We start from the raw sequence: 14,880 nt of genomic DNA, 5'->3' as shown, positions 1-14,880 counted from the left end.
CTTTCTACGGGTTTTCCTGCGTCCCTTCAATGCCGCTTTCTCTGTGCTTGCGGATACTGTCCAGAATACCATTGACAAAGCCACCGGAATCCCTTGTACCGAATTTTTTGGCAAGGTCAATGGCCTCATTGATGGATACCTTATCCGGTATCTCTGGCAGATAGAGCATTTCAAAAACAGCCATACGCAGCACATTCCGGTCCACCCTGCCCATGCGGGGAATACGCCAGTTACTGGAAAACTGTTCTATGGTACGATCCAGCACTTCCCTGTGATCCAGAATTCCCTGCACCAGAGTCTCAAACAGGTTAATGGTAGTATCTTCAGGGATAAATGAATGACAGAAGAGATTTTTCATATGCCCTGAATAATCTCCCCGAAGATCCATTGAGAACAGCAACTGCAAGGCCTGCTCCCTCGCCCTACGCCGGTATCCCATCAGGCTTTATCCACCACATCCATAAGGTTTGCCATCTCAAGGGCAGCCACAGCAGCATCAAAGCCTTTATTACCAGCTTTGGTTCCGGCCCGCTCTATGGCCTGCTCAATGGTATCCGTTGTAAGGATGCCGAAAATCACAGGAACACCCGCTTCCAGCATCACCTGGGCAATACCCTTGGCCGCCTCTCCCGCCACATAATCAAAGTGGGGGGTAGCACCACGGATAACAGCTCCCAGACATATCACCGCATCATAGCAGCCCTTGGCAACAAGCTTTTTTGCAACCAGGGGAACTTCATAGGCACCAGGGGTTTTTACAATATCAATGGAATCCTCCGATGCCCCGTGCCGTACCAGAGCATCCACGGCACCACCTACAAGGCGTTCTGTGATAAAATCATTAAACCGGGTACTGATAATGGCAAAACGCTTGCCATCGGCCCTCAGATGGGCCTCCAGAATTCTTGGCATTTTTTTCTCCTTATATGTCCAGAGGACCTCAGGCATTCTTATCCATCAGGGTAAGCAGGTGGCCCATTTTCAACTTTTTACACTCAAGGTAGCAGCGGTTCACATCATTGGACTCAATTTCTATGGGAACCTGCTCCACAATACGCAGACCATAACCTTCAAGGCCCACCATTTTTTTGGGATTATTGGTAATAAGCCGCATTTCCCGGATACCCAGATCCACAAGAATCTGTGCTCCAATACCGTAATCACGCATATCCGGCTTAAAGCCCAGCTTCACATTGGCATCCACCGTATCCATACCCTCATCCTGCAGATTATAGGCCTTGAGTTTATTCACAAGACCTATACCCCGGCCCTCCTGACGGATATAGAGAAGAACACCACAGCCATCATCTTCCATCATTACCATGGCTTTGCGCAATTGATCTCCGCAGTCACAGCGCAGGGAACCAAAAATATCTCCGGTGAGGCATTCGGAGTGCACCCGCACAAGAACCGGCTTTGCCGGATCTATCTCACCTTTGATAAAGGCTATATGCTGAAAATCATCAATGGCATTTTCATAAACAACGGTACGGAACTCACCTGCAAAGGCAGTGGGAACCCTGGCCTCCACCTGACGTTTAACAAAGGTTTCCGTACGCAGCCTGTAGGCAATAAGATCCGCAACGGTACAGATACCTATGCCGTGCTCTTCACTGAACCTCTCCAGAGAAGGCATACGGGCCATGGTTCCGTCATCATCCATTATCTCGCAGATCACACCGGCAGGCTCCAGACCAGCAAGACGGGCAAGGTCCATGGAACCCTCAGTCTGGCCGGAACGGACAATCACACCACCATCTTTGGCCCGAAGGGGGAATATATGCCCCGGACGCACAAGATCCCTGGGTTTGGCTTCTTTTTTTACCGCCGCCAGAATGGTGGTAGCCCTGTCTGCTGCGGAAATACCTGTGGTGACCCCTTCCCTGGCTTCAATGGAAACCGTGAAACCCGTGCCAAAGGGAGAAGTATTGTTACCCACCATCATGGGCAGATCCAGGGCATCACATTTTTCCGCTGTCAGGGAAAGGCAGATCAGGCCACGCCCATATTTTGCCATAAAATTAATAACTTCAGGAGTAACCTTTTCTGCGGCAATGGTCAGATCACCCTCGTTTTCCCTGTCTTCATCATCGGCCAGAATAACCATTTTCCCGGCCCTGATATCCTCAATGGCCTCTTCTATCGATATTTTCGGCATAAAACCTTTGCCTCCCTCTTGGTGCTTGCTTAAAGCCCTTGTAAGAATCCGGGTAATTTTCTACAGAAACCCGTTTTTTGCCAGAAAAGAAAGATCAATACCGGAAGATGCCGGCTTTTTCTCCCCTGCACCACCGGGCATTGTGATGAAACGCTCTATATATTTTCCCACAATATCCGTTTCTATATTCACGCTTTCTCCCACTTCCCTGACAGCCACAGTGGAAAGCCCTGCGGTATGGGGGATAATGGAAACAGAAAAACGATCTTTATCACAGGTATTCACCGTCAGGCTGGTACCATCCACAGCCACAGATCCCTTGGGAATCAGGTAGCGTGCAAGGGAAGCCTCAACACCTATGGTGATAATAATGGCATTGCTCCGGCTCTCCCTGTGAAGAATCCTGCCTTCACCATCCACATGGCCCGTTACAATATGCCCGTCCAGACGGGATGAAAGGGTCAGAGCCCTTTCCAGATTCACCCGCTCACCAACTCTTGCAATTTTAAAACGGGATCGCATGACGGTCTCGGGAGCCACATCCACAACAAAACGCCTGCCAGCCAGATGCACGGCTGTCAGGCAGGCACCGTTTACGGCAATACTGTCTCCGATGCGGGTACCGGTAAGGTCAAAATCCGCCTCCACGCTCATCCGCCGACCCTCTCCGGCCGCAGTAAGCTCCCGGATAGTGCCCATTCCTTCAATAATTCCCGTAAACATTTATGCTCCTTAAAGAAAACGTAACTGTTCAGCACAGTTTTCCAAGTCCATACCTGCAAGACAGATGCACAGGCCCCAGGCTATTTGCCCGTGACGCAATCTTATTCGGGATACCCTTCCACACGGATATCTTCTCCACAGGAAAAAACCTCCATACCCGAAAGGGTCATACACTGGGCCATACGCTCAGGACCGGGACCATCCAGCACAGGAATACCATCCCCGCCAAGGATTTTTGGAGCATAAAAAAACACCACCTGATCCACAACACCACTTTTAAGGGCCGATGCAGCCACTCGCCCCCCTCCCTCAATAAGAAGACTCTGAATCCCCTGTTCCGCCAGAAGGGGCATCAGAGCCTTAAAATCCAGCCTGCCATCACTGCCTGAAGGAGCCTCAAGAATCCGGACACCCAGATCATAAAAAGGCTGCTTCCGGGATTCTGCAACTCCTTGAGCACAGACAAGCAAGGTAGCAGAATCACTTTTCTGGCGCAACACTCTGGCCTCGGGGGAAAGATCCAGGCTGGATGCCAGCACAATGCGTAAAGGGTCCCTGCCGCCACCCTCGGGCAGTCTGCAGGTGAGACTGGGGTCATCCGCCCGCACCGTGGCACTGCCCACCAGAATGGCATCCAGCCGCTGCCGCAGATGCCTGTGGCACCACTGCCTGGCCTCCGGACCCGTCACCCACTTTGAATCACCACTGCGGGTAGCAACACGGCCGTCAAGGGTCATTGCACACTTCAGCACCACCCAGGGCAGACCCGTTTCCACCTTTTTAATAAAAGGAGCATTGAGCTTTCTGGCCTTGCCTTCACAGACCCCCGTATCCACAATCACACCGGCTGAACGCAGACGATCCATACCCCCTGCTGCTTTGGGATTGGGATCTTCCATGGCAATTACCACACGCCTGATCCCTGCATCCAGAATGGCCTGGGTACAGGGCGGAGTTTTTCCAAAATGGTTACAAGGCTCCAGGGTAACATAAATGGTGGCTCCCTCAGCCGCAGCTCCGGCGGCTTTCAGGGCATGAACCTCCGCATGGGGACCACCGTAGGCCATATGCCAGCCTTCCCCCACAGTCTCACCGTTCCGGACCACAACAGCACCCACCAGCGGGTTGGGGGATGTTCGGCCACTGCCCTTCAAGGCCAGCTCAAGGGCCCTTTCCATGAAGAAGTCATCTTCATTCATGCTTCTTTTTCCCGTATGAGAAGGGATTTCAGCTCTTCCACAAAGTCATTCACATCTTTAAATTCCCGGTAAACGGAAGCAAAGCGCACATAGGCAATGGCATCAAGGTCATGGAGTTTATGCATCACCCTTTCTCCCAGAATTCTGGAAGAGATTTCCTTTTCTCCGGATTCCCTCAGATCCCTCTCCAGCTCGTCAATGAAGCCTTCTATGGTATGCATGCTCACATTGCGTTTTTCACAGGCCCTGAGAATGCCACTGCGCAGCTTTTCCTTGCTGAACTGTTCCCTGCGACCGTCTTTTTTGACAATCATCATGGGAATTTCCTCAATCTGCTCATAGGTGGTGAAGCGACGGGTACAGCTCAGACACTCACGCCGTCTTCGGATCATGGTGCTATCCTTGCTCAGGCGGGAATCAATGACCTTGTTATCCCCTTCTCCACAAAACGGACACTTCATCGGGACTCCTTTTACCTTCTTTAAAACCAGGCTCTGCAGACATTACGGATGCATACTTTTCTAACAAATTTCTACAGAAGGCTTCTGCGCCTTAAAAGTACAGCTCTGTTATGTCAGAAAGAACCAAAGCAGCAATATAACCGCTGCCTGAAATTTCAGTCTAAAGCTATCTGCTGACAAGGAATCCCAGCCTCTTCCAGCATTTCAAGAGCCAAGGGATCTGCATAGCCTTCTTTATAATATACTTCCTTAATACCAGCATTGATAAACATACGGGCACAGATAGAACACGGTTGAGTAGTGCAGTAGAGGGTGGCTCCTAAAATAGAAACCCCGTGCCGGGCAGCCTGAATAATAGCATTCTGCTCCGCATGCAGACCTCTACATATTTCATGCCGCTGCCCGGAAGGCACCCCCAGTTGCTCACGCAAGCATCCTTTTTTTTGCCCACAATGCATAAGCCCTGTCGGAGCACCATTATAACCAGTTGTTAAAATCCGCCGATCCTTCACCAGAATGGCACCCACGGCCCTGCGCAGACAGGTGGATCTACATGCTACAAGAGTAGCAATATCCATAAAATACGCATCCCAGGACGGCCGGTCTTCTGTCATCACACCCCCTTTTATCTTAAACCATCAGTACTTAAACAGAGGAAAACCATCCGTAAGGGCCGCCACTTCCCTGCGTATGGAAGCTATCTTCGCTTCATCGGAGGGATTTTTCACGCAATCGGCAATCCAGGAAGCAATGGTCTGCATTTCTTTAACACCCATACCGCGGGTGGCCAGAGCTGCCGTACCAATGCGGATACCCGAAGTAACAAAGGGACTGCGGGTTTCAAAGGGTACGGTATTCTTGTTAACAGTAATACCCGCCTGCCCCAGCACCGCTTCGGCCTCTTTACCCGTAATACCGATATTGGTGAGATCCACCAGCATCAGATGGTTATCCGTGCCGCCGGACACCAGATTAAGACCCGCATCCATCAAAGAAGCAGCCATGGCAGCAGCATTTTCCACCACACGCATCTGATATGCTTTAAAATCATCAGACAAAGCTTCTTTGAAGGCCACAGCCTTGGCTGCGATGACATGCATCAGGGGGCCACCCTGAATGCCGGGGAAAATCTGCTTGTTGAAAACGGCAGCCTTATCTTCACCCGCCAGAATCAGTCCACCACGGGGTCCCCTCAGGGTTTTATGGGTGGTACTGGTCACCACAGTGGCATGGGGAATGGGAGAAGGATGCACGCCTGCGGCCACAAGACCTGCGATATGGGCCATATCCACCATCAGAAAGGCATCTACGGATGCGGCAATGGCGGCAAAACGCTCAAAATCCAGAATACGGGGATAGGCGCTGGCTCCGGCAACTATCATCCGGGGCCGGAATTCTTCGGCCTGCTTCTGAAGGGCATCATAATCAATGCGCCCCGTTTCCCTGGCAACCCCGTAATGGTTAAAATTGTATAACCTGCCGGAAAAATTTACAGGAGACCCGTGGGTAAGATGGCCGCCGTGGGAAAGATCCATGCCGAGAATTTTATCCCCCGGCTCCAGAAGGCCGAAGTAACAGGCCATGTTAGCCTGGGAACCGGAATGGGGCTGCACATTGGCATACACGGCACCAAAGAGCTCCTTTGCCCTTGCAAGGGCAAGGTTTTCCGCCTCATCCACAAACTCGCACCCGCCATAATAACGCTTGGCAGGATAGCCCTCGGCATACTTGTTGGTCATGATGCTGCCCTGGGCAGCCATAACCGCGGGACTTACAATATTTTCAGAGGCGATCAGCTCCAGACTGCCCTGCTGACGCCCAAGCTCCCTTGCCATGGAATCGGCAATTTCCGGATCAACCGCACGAATGGTATCCATATCCACTTTTTTCTCCATCACTTGAAGGGTTCACAGAATCCCTGATTAAATTGATCCAGCCGCACCTGATGACGTCCGCCCTCAAAGGGCGTATCCAGCCATGCATCCACAATGGCACAGGCCAGCACATCCCCCAGTACCCGCCCGCCAAGAACAAGGATGTTGGCATCGTTATGACGACGGCACATACCAGCGGCAAAAAGGTCATTACAAAGGGCCGCCCTTACACCGGGAAAACGGTTGGCAACCATGCTCATGCCAAGGCCACTTCCACAAAGAAGAATCCCCCGCTCGGCACGACCTTCGGAAACAGCCCTGGCCACCTGTATTCCATAATGGGTATAATCCACGGAGTCCCTGCCATGGGTTCCCATGTCTTCGGTATCCAGTCCCCGGGATTTCAGATGTGCCATTACAATGGCCTTAAGATCCACTGCGGCATGATCGCTGCCCAGCAGAATGGCTTTTTTCTCTGTCATAGATTGCCTCTTTTGCTGCCGGAACCTGAAACCATACACAGACAGGCATTGGTACCACCAAAACCGAAGGCATTGGTCAGCGCCCCTCTTACCGCCTGTCTTCTGGCCAAGTTCGGGATATAGTCAAGGTCACATGCGGGATCCGGATTTTTCAGATTCCTTGTGGGGGGAAGTACACCATGGAAAAGTGCCATGGCACTCACCCCTGCGGCAAAGGCACCCGCCGCCCCCAGAAGATGGCCGGTCATGCTTTTCACGGCACTTATGGCAAGCCTGTCCGCATGGGTCCCGAAAACATGGCGGATGGCCCTTGTTTCACATACATCATTCAGGGGAGTCCCCGTACCATGGGCATTCACCCAGTCTATCTCTTCCGGAGAACGCCCCGCATCCTTCAGGGCTTCCTGCATACAGGCGGCCATCCCCTGACCTTCCGGCTCAGGAGCCGTAATGTGGTAGGCATCGCATCCGGCACCATAACCCTCTATACAGGCATAGATACGGGCACCCCGGGCCTCTGCTTTTTCCAGATTCTCCAGCACAAGAAAACAGGCACCTTCTCCCACCACAAAACCATCCCTGTCCCTGTCAAAGGGACTGCTGGCACTTTCCGGTGTATCATTGCGGGTGGAAAGGGCCTTCATTGCTGAAAAACCCGCAAGACATACAGGGCTGATAACCGCCTCACTGCCTCCGGCCAGCATCACATCCGCATAACCATCCCGGATTCTGCGAAAGGCCTCACCCACGGCATGGGCTCCGGCGGCGCAGGCCGTGGCATAGGTAAGATTTGGCCCCTTAAGCCCCAGATGCATGGCCACCATACCTCCGGCCATATTGCCTATGAAATGGGGAATCAGAAAGGGACTGACCCTCCCCGGCCCCCTTTCCGCAAGGATACGGAAATTTTCCTCCATGACTTCCAGGCCACCTATACCACAACCAGCATACACACCGGTTCTTCCGTCAAGGGTCCAGCCTTCCGGCATGGATGCATCCTCAACGGCCATGCGGGATGCGGCAAGGGCATAGGCCATAAAAAGCGGAGTACGCCTGGCTTCCTTCCTTGCAAGATAATCTGCGGCGGAAAAACCCTTCACCTCTCCTGCTATGGTAACGCTCTGACCCTTTGTGTCAAAACGGCTTATCTGCCCGATACCGGAACGACCCTGCACAAGGCCCTCCCAGCTTTCAGAAAGATTAAGCCCAAGGGGAGAAACCATACCGATGCCCGTTACCGCAACCTTCTGCAGGGTACGGATATTTCCGGCTCCCATTACAGGGCGTCCAGAAATTCTATCACGTCTTTTACCTTGCGCAGCTTTTCCGCCTGCTCATCGGAAATATCCACATCAAAGATATCTTCCATGCTCATCATCAGCTCCACAAGATCCAGAGAGTCAGCCCCCAGGTCCTCCACAAGGGAAGCCTCGGGAACAACCTCGTCAATATCCACATCCAGCTTTTCCGCAATAACCTTACGAACCTTATCCTCAACGGACATGATATCTTTCCTTTCCTCTTAACCCAAAAAGGGAGCTGCAAAAAAAACGTCCCTGCCCACAAGCCTCTCCGGAAAAAGAAAAGGGGTGAAGCATTCCCCTTGGTACACGGGAAAAAACACTCCGGACCCCCTCCTTTCCCTGCCTTTTCTCCGATTTTAAAAAACCGGATCAGGCCTCCATTTCCGCCATAACACTGCGTCCTTTATAGGTACCGCAGCTTCTGCAGGCAGCATGGGACTGTTTTGCTTCGCCGCACTCAGGACAGGCAGAAACATTGACTCCAGCCGTTTTTTTATGGGTCCGGCCCTTGTCTCTTCTTGACTTGGATACTTTTCTCTTAGGTACAGCCATATCAATCTCCTGAAATAATTTACATTTTTTAATAAACAGCCCACAACACCCACAAAACCGCGACATGATAGCTGTTTTCCTATGAGAATTCAACGGATGCTGTCAAGTTTTTTCCTATCCCCCCTTGTCCACAGAGGACAGCCTGTGTTAATTCTCTTTTTTCATGCGCCTCTCTGGCGCATTCCGGGCCTTTCAGGCAAAACCAAAAAACCGAGGTTCATCGTGACAGACACCATTATTACCCGCTTTCCGCCAAGCCCTACGGGATACCTCCATGTGGGGGGTGCCCGAACTGCCCTTTTCAACTGGCTCTATGCCCGGAAAACCGGAGGAAAATTCATCCTGCGCATTGAGGATACGGATACCCTGCGCTCCACCGAAGAATCCGTCAAGGCTATTTTCGAAGGACTGGAATGGCTGGGCATAGACTGGGACGAAGGTCCCTTCTACCAGACAAAACGTTTTGACATCTATAAAAAGTATCTGGACAAGCTCCTTACCGAAGAAAAAGCCTACTGCTGCACCTGTTCTGCCGAGGAAGTAGAAGCCATGAGGGAAAAAGCCAGAGCTGAGGGCCGCAACCCCATGTATGACGGCACCTGCCGCCATAAAAAACTTCCCCCACAGCCCGGTGCCGTAGTCCGCCTTCTCACTCCGGATACGGGCAGCACCCGCATTGATGATGTGGTCAAAGGTCCCATCTCCATACCCAATACAGAGATCGATGATTTTATTCTCTGCCGCAGCGACGGTGTGTACACCTATAATTTTGCCGTGGTCATTGATGACCTCACCATGGACATCAGCCACGTCATCCGGGGAGATGACCACGTCAGCAACACACCCAAACAGATTCTCATTTATAAAGCTCTGGATGCCCCCGTGCCGAAGTTCGGCCATGTACCCATGGTACTGGGTCCGGACCGTGCCCGGCTTTCCAAGCGCCATGGTGCCTTAGGCGTCATGGAATACAAAAAAATGGGTTTTCTCCCGGAAGCCCTGCTCAACTACCTTGTCCGCTTAGGCTGGTCCCATGGGGATCAGGAGTTTTTCACCATAGAAGATATGAAAGAGCTTTTCACTCTGGAAGCCATAGGCCGCTCTCCCGGAGTGTTTGACGTGGACAAGCTGACAGCACTCAATGCAGAGCACATGCAGAAGAAAAGCCCTGCTGAACTCCTTCCCCTGCTTCTGGAGCAGATGACAGCCCTTGGCATCCCCCATGAACCGGAAGATCCGAGACTGCCTGCCATCATTGCCCTGCTGCAGCCCAGAAGCAAGACCCTTGTGGAAATGGCAGAGCAGACGGAAAGCTTTTTTGTGGCCCCGGCCACTTATTGTGAGGTTGCCGCCAAAAAGAATTTTAAAGCCGGCAGTGTCGATGTCCTTAAAAAGGTGGAAGAAAAACTCATGGCAGTGGAAGAAGACTCTCTGGAAGCCATGGAGTCCCTGCTGCACAGCGTCTGCGAAGAAATGGATCTCAAGCTTGGCAAGGTCGGCGGCCCCCTCAGGGTGGCCCTCACTGGCAAAGGACAAAGCCCCGGCATGGGAGAAACCCTTGCCCTGCTCGGAAAAGAACGCAGCCTGCCCAGAATAAGGGCAGCCATCACCCATCTGGAAAAAACCTGAAAAACATAAGGGCCTGTATTTTTTTCTTGACACAGGCCCTCTTTTTCTCTAGTCTATTTCTCGTTTGCAGAGGGGTCGTCTAATGGTAAGACTACGGACTCTGACTCCGTCTATCGGGGTTCGAATCCCTGCTCCTCTGCCACTTAAAAATTAAGGACTTACAGCATAATGCTGTGGGTCCTTTTTTTATTGTTTTAAAATTATCCCGATTTTTAATCTGGCACAACGAATACCCAGATACCACAACCATCCCTTCAATTCTTAAAAAGCACTCCTAAGGCAGATTTCCAGTATCCTAAAAAAAGAAGAACACCACCCACCATCGAAAAAAAATTCCCCATCCCTACCTAAAATTACTGGAATTACTCATCCATTCCCCCTTGAATCTTGACCCCCGCCCCATGCTTGTGCATAAGGTGAAAAAATGTTTTCCTGCAAAAAAAGCCCTGAGCTTCATCCATTACTATATATGGGCTGCACCATGGCAGCAGGCCTGATCAACAGGGGACAAAAGGAGTTTCCTATCATGCTAAAACTTAAAAAAATCAAAACCAACACCATGATCCGTGGCATAAAGGGTAGTGAATTTGTAAAGGCCGTTCAGAAGCAAGCGGATTTATGAATACGGAAAGTAACGAAACAAGGCAAAACCCTTGCAAAGGAAAAAACATATGCTGAGAACCTTTTCCATTAAAAATCTGAGTGTTTTTTCAGAAGCAAAACTGCACTTTTCTCCGGGCCTGAATGTCCTTATCGGAGAAAACGGCTGCGGCAAATCCCACCTTCTTAAAACCGCCTATGCGGTCATGGCGGCCAGTGCGGAAGAAGGCAGAAAACCAGGCGGGGAAAGCCCTTCTAAAACCACCCTGCAAAAAATCCTTGCCGATAAACTCATCCATGTGCTGCGTCCGGAGTCCCTTGGCCGTATCGCCCGAAGAAAGCAGGGCAAGGAACGTTGTGAACTTTCCTTTTCCTTTGCGGACAAGACCCTGGACTGCGCCTTTCATTTTTCGTCTTCCAGCCGCTCTGAGGTACAGCTTACAAAGCTTCCTGAAATCTGGCAGGACAAGGCCCCGGTCTTTCTCCCTACACGGGAACTCATGACCCTTTACCCCAATTTTGTTTCCGTCTATGAGAACCATTATCTGGAGCTGGAGGAAAGCTGGCGGGATACCTGCATTCTCCTTGGAGCCCTTGCCTTAAAAGGGCCAAGGGAAAAAAAGGTGGCAGAACTCCTTGCCCCCCTTGAAAAAGCCATGGACGGCAAAGTGCTGCTGGATCAGAACGGACGCTTTTATCTTCAGCGCACAGGCCAGGGCCGCATCGAAATGAGCCTTGTGGCCGAAGGTCTGCGAAAGCTTGCTATGGTCTCCCGCCTCATCGCCACGGGAACCCTGCTGGATAAGGGTTGTCTTTTCTGGGACGAACCCGAAGCCAGCCTCAACCCCAGACTGATACGCCTTGTGGCGGAAGTGATGATAAGCCTTGCGGAAAACGGCATCCAGATTTTTGCGGCCACCCATTCCCTTTTCCTTTTAAAGGAACTGGAAGTTCTCAGCAGGCAGAAAAATAAGTCTTTTCCTCCCCACAGGTACTTTGCCCTCTCCCTGAAGGACAATGAAGTGAGCGTGGAGCAGGGGGAAAGCCTGGATACCCTTCAGACCCTTGTGCTGCTGGATGAGGAGCTGGCCCAGTCCGACCGCTTCATGGAAACGGAGGCATAGCATGACAGACTGGCAGGAGGGCAGCCTCACATTCCGTTTTCCTGAGGGCATGAGGGTTTTTAAATACGATGACAGCACCTTTTACCGCAAACAGTTCCACGCCGCCTTTGGAGGCAACAAGGCCCTTGATTTTATCCTGATGGAAAAAGGCCAGACCTGGCTGATGGAGGTCAAGGATTACCGGGGAAGATCCCGAACCAAGGCCCTGGATCTTGCGGATGAGCTGGCCTTCAAGGTGTGGGATACCCTGGCCGGGCTGACCGTGGCCCAAAATACTGCCAGCGATGGGGATGAAAAAGAGCTTGCCGTGCTTGCCCTTGCTAAAAAACGTTTCCGCATCGTGCTGCATCTGGAACAGACAAAAAATCCGTCAAAGCTTTTCCCCCAGGCCGTTGATCCTGCCAATCTGCTGATAAAAATGAAGCAGAAACTGAAAGCCATAGATCCCCACCCCCGCATTGTAAATCAGGCCCGCCTGAAAACAGATCTGCCCTGGGATGCTTTGGAGTGAAAAAATAATCCATTATCGCACAACGCCACAGGGATGTGCTGGAAGGTACATTTCAGCAGTCTGAGTTTGCCGCAGACTTAACCCAGGTGGCTTCCGGTAAAGCGCCTGAAGAATATCAGAATCCTGAAAAGTTTTTCTCCCGAACCTTCATCACAGAGGGAATGAGGCTTCTCCTTCTTTCCGTGGCAAAACGGCTTTCCGGCATGGGAGGCGATCCTGTCATCCAGCTCCAGACCTCCTTTGGCGGCGGCAAGACCCACCCCCTTATTGCCGTGTTTCATCTGGCCAAAAGCCTTGTACCCGCAGACAGGCTCAAAGGGATTCCGCCCATTCTGGATGAGGCGGGAATCCTCACCCTTCCCAATGCTAAAATTGCGGTGATCGACGGCATCAAATTTTCCCCTAGCAAGCCCCGTATCTACAAAGGGCAAAAGGTGGCCACCCTCTGGGGAGAGCTGGCCTGGCAGCTTTTAGGAAAAGAAGGCTATGCCATGGTTGCAGAAAGTGACGCAGAAGGCACTTCTCCGGGCAAATGGAAAGCCGCATCAAAGGCATTTCAGAAAACGAAATCCTGCGCCCCCTTCTGCAAAAAAGGCTGTCTTCCCTCTTTGGCCGCAGGCATCTTTTTTCCGGCATCCATGTGTTCACACCATCGGGTGATGTTCCCGATGATTACGGTGACGGCCCCCGCCTTGTGGTGCTGCCCACCTCTGCTGGATACAGCAGCAGCGCAAACAGCCCCGCCCGTGATGCCGCCGAGACCATCCTTCGCAAACGGGGAGATCAGCCAAGACAAAAGCAGAATCGTCTGATTTTTCTTGCACCGGATGCGGATACCGAGCTTCGGGTAAGGGATCAGGGAAAAACCTATCTTGCCTGGGATTCCATCGTAAAAGACATTGAAGAGGGCAACCTGAATCAGGACATCGCCCACCTCAATCAGGCAAAAAGGAACCGGGACACCGCCGATAAAACCCTCAGTCTCATGATCCGGGAATGCTGGAAATGGCTCATGGCCCCCATGGAAGACTTCATCAAGGGAAAACCCGTCCTTACCTGGGAAGCCGTCTCCCTGCCATCTTCCGGTCAAGCCCTTACCGAAGCCATTGAATCCAGACTAAAAGAAGAAGAATGGCTGATTTCCGCATGGTCTCCCATTCATCTGAAAAACATGCTGGAAAAATGGTATTTCAAGGATGATATAGAGGCCGTAAGCGCTAAAAAAATCTTTCAGGACACCTGCCATTATCTTTACCTTCCCCGCCTGCTCAATGAGGGCGTTCTGAGATCCTGCATTGCCAAAGGCCTTGAAAGCGAAGATTATTTTGGCTTTGCCGCAGCAAAGGATGACAAGCGCTATGTGGGTTTCCGTTTCGGCAGAAGCCTTTCTCTGGATATGCTGGACGATGCCTGCCTTCTCATTCAAAAAGATGCTGCCATCAGAATCCTTGAAGAAATGAGAGAGCAGGAAAGAAAAAGCGCAGAGCCCGGCACTTTTAAGCCTGAAACCACAGAAGGGGAAACAGGGGAACCTCCCTCCCCTCTCCGTGAAGACAGCCCAACCAGAGCTAAAAATGATGGCCGGACGGCCTCTCCTTCAGGATCATCAGACCCAGGCCCGGCTTCCCTGAAAACCAGTTTCTTCGGAACCGTCTCCCTTGACCCCGTTCGGGCCAAGATGGATTTCAATGTTCTGATGGATGAAGTGGTACAGCAGTTCACCGCAAGGCTTGGCGTGGATGTGGAAATCTCCGTTGAAATTCACGCAAAAAACACAGATGGCTTTGACGAGGGCATACAGCGCAGCATTCGGGAAAACTGCTCTGTTCTCAAATTTGATGCCGCAGAATTTGATGAGAGCTGATGGGAGACCATGGGCCTTGCTGAATTTAATGAAGGATTTAAGACCGCTTTTGATCCCCGATCTTTCATCAAAAAAATAAAAATCCCCGTTGTTACTGTAAAAACAGTATGATAGAGTATTTGTTGCGAACAAAAACTATCACCAACGGGGATTTTAAAAATTATGACACAAGGCATCCTTCCATTCAAGTACGAAGAAGAAAAAAGAGGCGTAGGATTAACAGCACTGGGAGGTCTTCCGCTTTATCTGGATCTGATACATGCCATGGGTCTGCGGGATTCTATTGAAAAACATATGAAGATCGGAGCCAATAAAAAGCAGGGTTTTACAGACAGCGAAGTGATTATTTCACTTATGATGCTGAATCTTGCTGGTGGTGAAAGCGTCGAAGATATGAGA

16 protein-coding genes, 1 tRNA gene and 1 pseudogene are annotated in these 14,880 nt (G+C 51.3%); 6 read left to right on the top strand and 12 right to left on the bottom strand.

The genetic code is table 11. The features are described from left to right. Positions 1-4 precede the first annotated feature (4 nt). From nusB to rpmF, 12 genes are all read right to left on the bottom strand, one after another. Positions 5-439 carry a transcription antitermination factor NusB gene (gene nusB / locus FIM25_RS13420; protein WP_139450256.1) on the bottom strand — a complete coding sequence of 145 codons (435 nt, stop codon included), beginning with the start codon at positions 437-439 and terminating at the stop codon, positions 5-7. Beyond that, positions 439-912 carry a 6,7-dimethyl-8-ribityllumazine synthase gene (ribH, locus tag FIM25_RS13415; protein WP_139450254.1) on the bottom strand — a complete coding sequence of 158 codons (474 nt, stop codon included), beginning with the start codon at positions 910-912 and terminating at the stop codon, positions 439-441. Before ribH ends, nusB begins: the two co-directional genes overlap by 1 nt. Positions 913-940: 28 nt before the next feature. Beyond that, on the bottom strand, positions 941-2,158 hold the full coding sequence (locus FIM25_RS13410) for a bifunctional 3,4-dihydroxy-2-butanone-4-phosphate synthase/GTP cyclohydrolase II (RefSeq protein ID WP_139450252.1): 1,218 nt from the start codon (positions 2,156-2,158) through the stop codon (positions 941-943). A 60-nt stretch (positions 2,159-2,218) separates the two neighbouring features. Continuing rightward, positions 2,219-2,881 (bottom strand): riboflavin synthase, encoded by a 663-nt coding sequence (locus tag FIM25_RS13405; RefSeq protein ID WP_139450249.1) that lies wholly within the window; start codon positions 2,879-2,881, stop codon positions 2,219-2,221. Between the two features lie 101 nt (positions 2,882-2,982). Further along, a complete protein-coding gene (ribD, locus tag FIM25_RS13400) occupies positions 2,983-4,080 on the bottom strand; it encodes a bifunctional diaminohydroxyphosphoribosylaminopyrimidine deaminase/5-amino-6-(5-phosphoribosylamino)uracil reductase RibD (protein ID WP_139450247.1) in 1,098 nt (365 codons plus the stop codon). Then, positions 4,077-4,541 carry a transcriptional regulator NrdR gene (gene nrdR, locus FIM25_RS13395; RefSeq protein ID WP_139450245.1) on the bottom strand — a complete coding sequence of 155 codons (465 nt, stop codon included), beginning with the start codon at positions 4,539-4,541 and terminating at the stop codon, positions 4,077-4,079. Before nrdR ends, ribD begins: the two co-directional genes overlap by 4 nt. A gap of 155 nt (positions 4,542-4,696) precedes the next feature. Then, positions 4,697-5,155: a deoxycytidylate deaminase gene (locus tag FIM25_RS13390; RefSeq protein ID WP_139450243.1), complete on the bottom strand. Its 459-nt coding sequence runs from the start codon at positions 5,153-5,155 to the stop codon at positions 4,697-4,699. A 24-nt stretch (positions 5,156-5,179) separates the two neighbouring features. Next, positions 5,180-6,424 carry a serine hydroxymethyltransferase gene (glyA, locus tag FIM25_RS13385; RefSeq protein WP_425456387.1) on the bottom strand — a complete coding sequence of 415 codons (1,245 nt, stop codon included), beginning with the start codon at positions 6,422-6,424 and terminating at the stop codon, positions 5,180-5,182. 11 nt (positions 6,425-6,435) lie between these two features. Then, positions 6,436-6,897, bottom strand: a complete 462-nt coding sequence (gene rpiB / locus FIM25_RS13380) for a ribose 5-phosphate isomerase B (protein WP_139450239.1) — start codon at positions 6,895-6,897, stop codon at positions 6,436-6,438. Next, a complete protein-coding gene (gene fabF / locus FIM25_RS13375; RefSeq protein ID WP_139450238.1) occupies positions 6,894-8,174 on the bottom strand; it encodes a beta-ketoacyl-ACP synthase II in 1,281 nt (426 codons plus the stop codon). The genes rpiB and fabF overlap by 4 nt, the downstream gene beginning before the upstream one ends. Continuing rightward, entirely contained in the window at positions 8,174-8,401 is a 228-nt protein-coding gene (gene acpP, locus FIM25_RS13370) for an acyl carrier protein (RefSeq protein WP_342774347.1), read from the bottom strand. The genes fabF and acpP overlap by 1 nt, the downstream gene beginning before the upstream one ends. Positions 8,402-8,570: 169 nt before the next feature. Next, entirely contained in the window at positions 8,571-8,753 is a 183-nt protein-coding gene (gene rpmF / locus FIM25_RS13365; RefSeq protein WP_139450233.1) for a 50S ribosomal protein L32, read from the bottom strand. 144 nt (positions 8,754-8,897) lie between these two features. On the opposite strand from rpmF, the gene gltX reads away from it, so the two are divergent. From gltX to FIM25_RS13335, 6 genes and pseudogenes are all read left to right on the top strand, one after another. Continuing rightward, positions 8,898-10,382: a glutamate--tRNA ligase gene (gltX, locus tag FIM25_RS13360; RefSeq protein ID WP_342774346.1), complete on the top strand. Its 1,485-nt coding sequence runs from the start codon at positions 8,898-8,900 to the stop codon at positions 10,380-10,382. A 68-nt stretch (positions 10,383-10,450) separates the two neighbouring features. Continuing rightward, positions 10,451-10,524: transfer RNA gene (locus FIM25_RS13355), tRNA-Gln, on the top strand. A 529-nt stretch (positions 10,525-11,053) separates the two neighbouring features. Then, positions 11,054-12,106, top strand: coding sequence for an AAA family ATPase (locus FIM25_RS13350; protein ID WP_139450230.1), 1,053 nt, complete (start codon positions 11,054-11,056; stop codon positions 12,104-12,106). Position 12,107: 1 nt separating this feature from the next. Next, on the top strand, positions 12,108-12,617 hold the full coding sequence (locus FIM25_RS13345; protein WP_139450226.1) for a cysteine--tRNA ligase: 510 nt from the start codon (positions 12,108-12,110) through the stop codon (positions 12,615-12,617). Positions 12,618-13,257: 640 nt separating this feature from the next. After that, positions 13,258-14,481, top strand: coding sequence for a hypothetical protein (locus FIM25_RS13340; RefSeq protein ID WP_218961431.1), 1,224 nt, complete (start codon positions 13,258-13,260; stop codon positions 14,479-14,481). A gap of 162 nt (positions 14,482-14,643) precedes the next feature. Continuing rightward, positions 14,644-14,880, top strand: a pseudogene (locus FIM25_RS13335) (IS1380 family transposase); the annotation flags it as partial.

Source organism: Desulfobotulus mexicanus (assembly GCF_006175995.1).
In the GTDB taxonomy this organism is placed as follows: Bacteria; Desulfobacterota; Desulfobacteria; order Desulfobacterales; family ASO4-4; genus Desulfobotulus; species Desulfobotulus mexicanus.
This window is presented reverse-complemented; position numbering and strand designations above follow the sequence as displayed.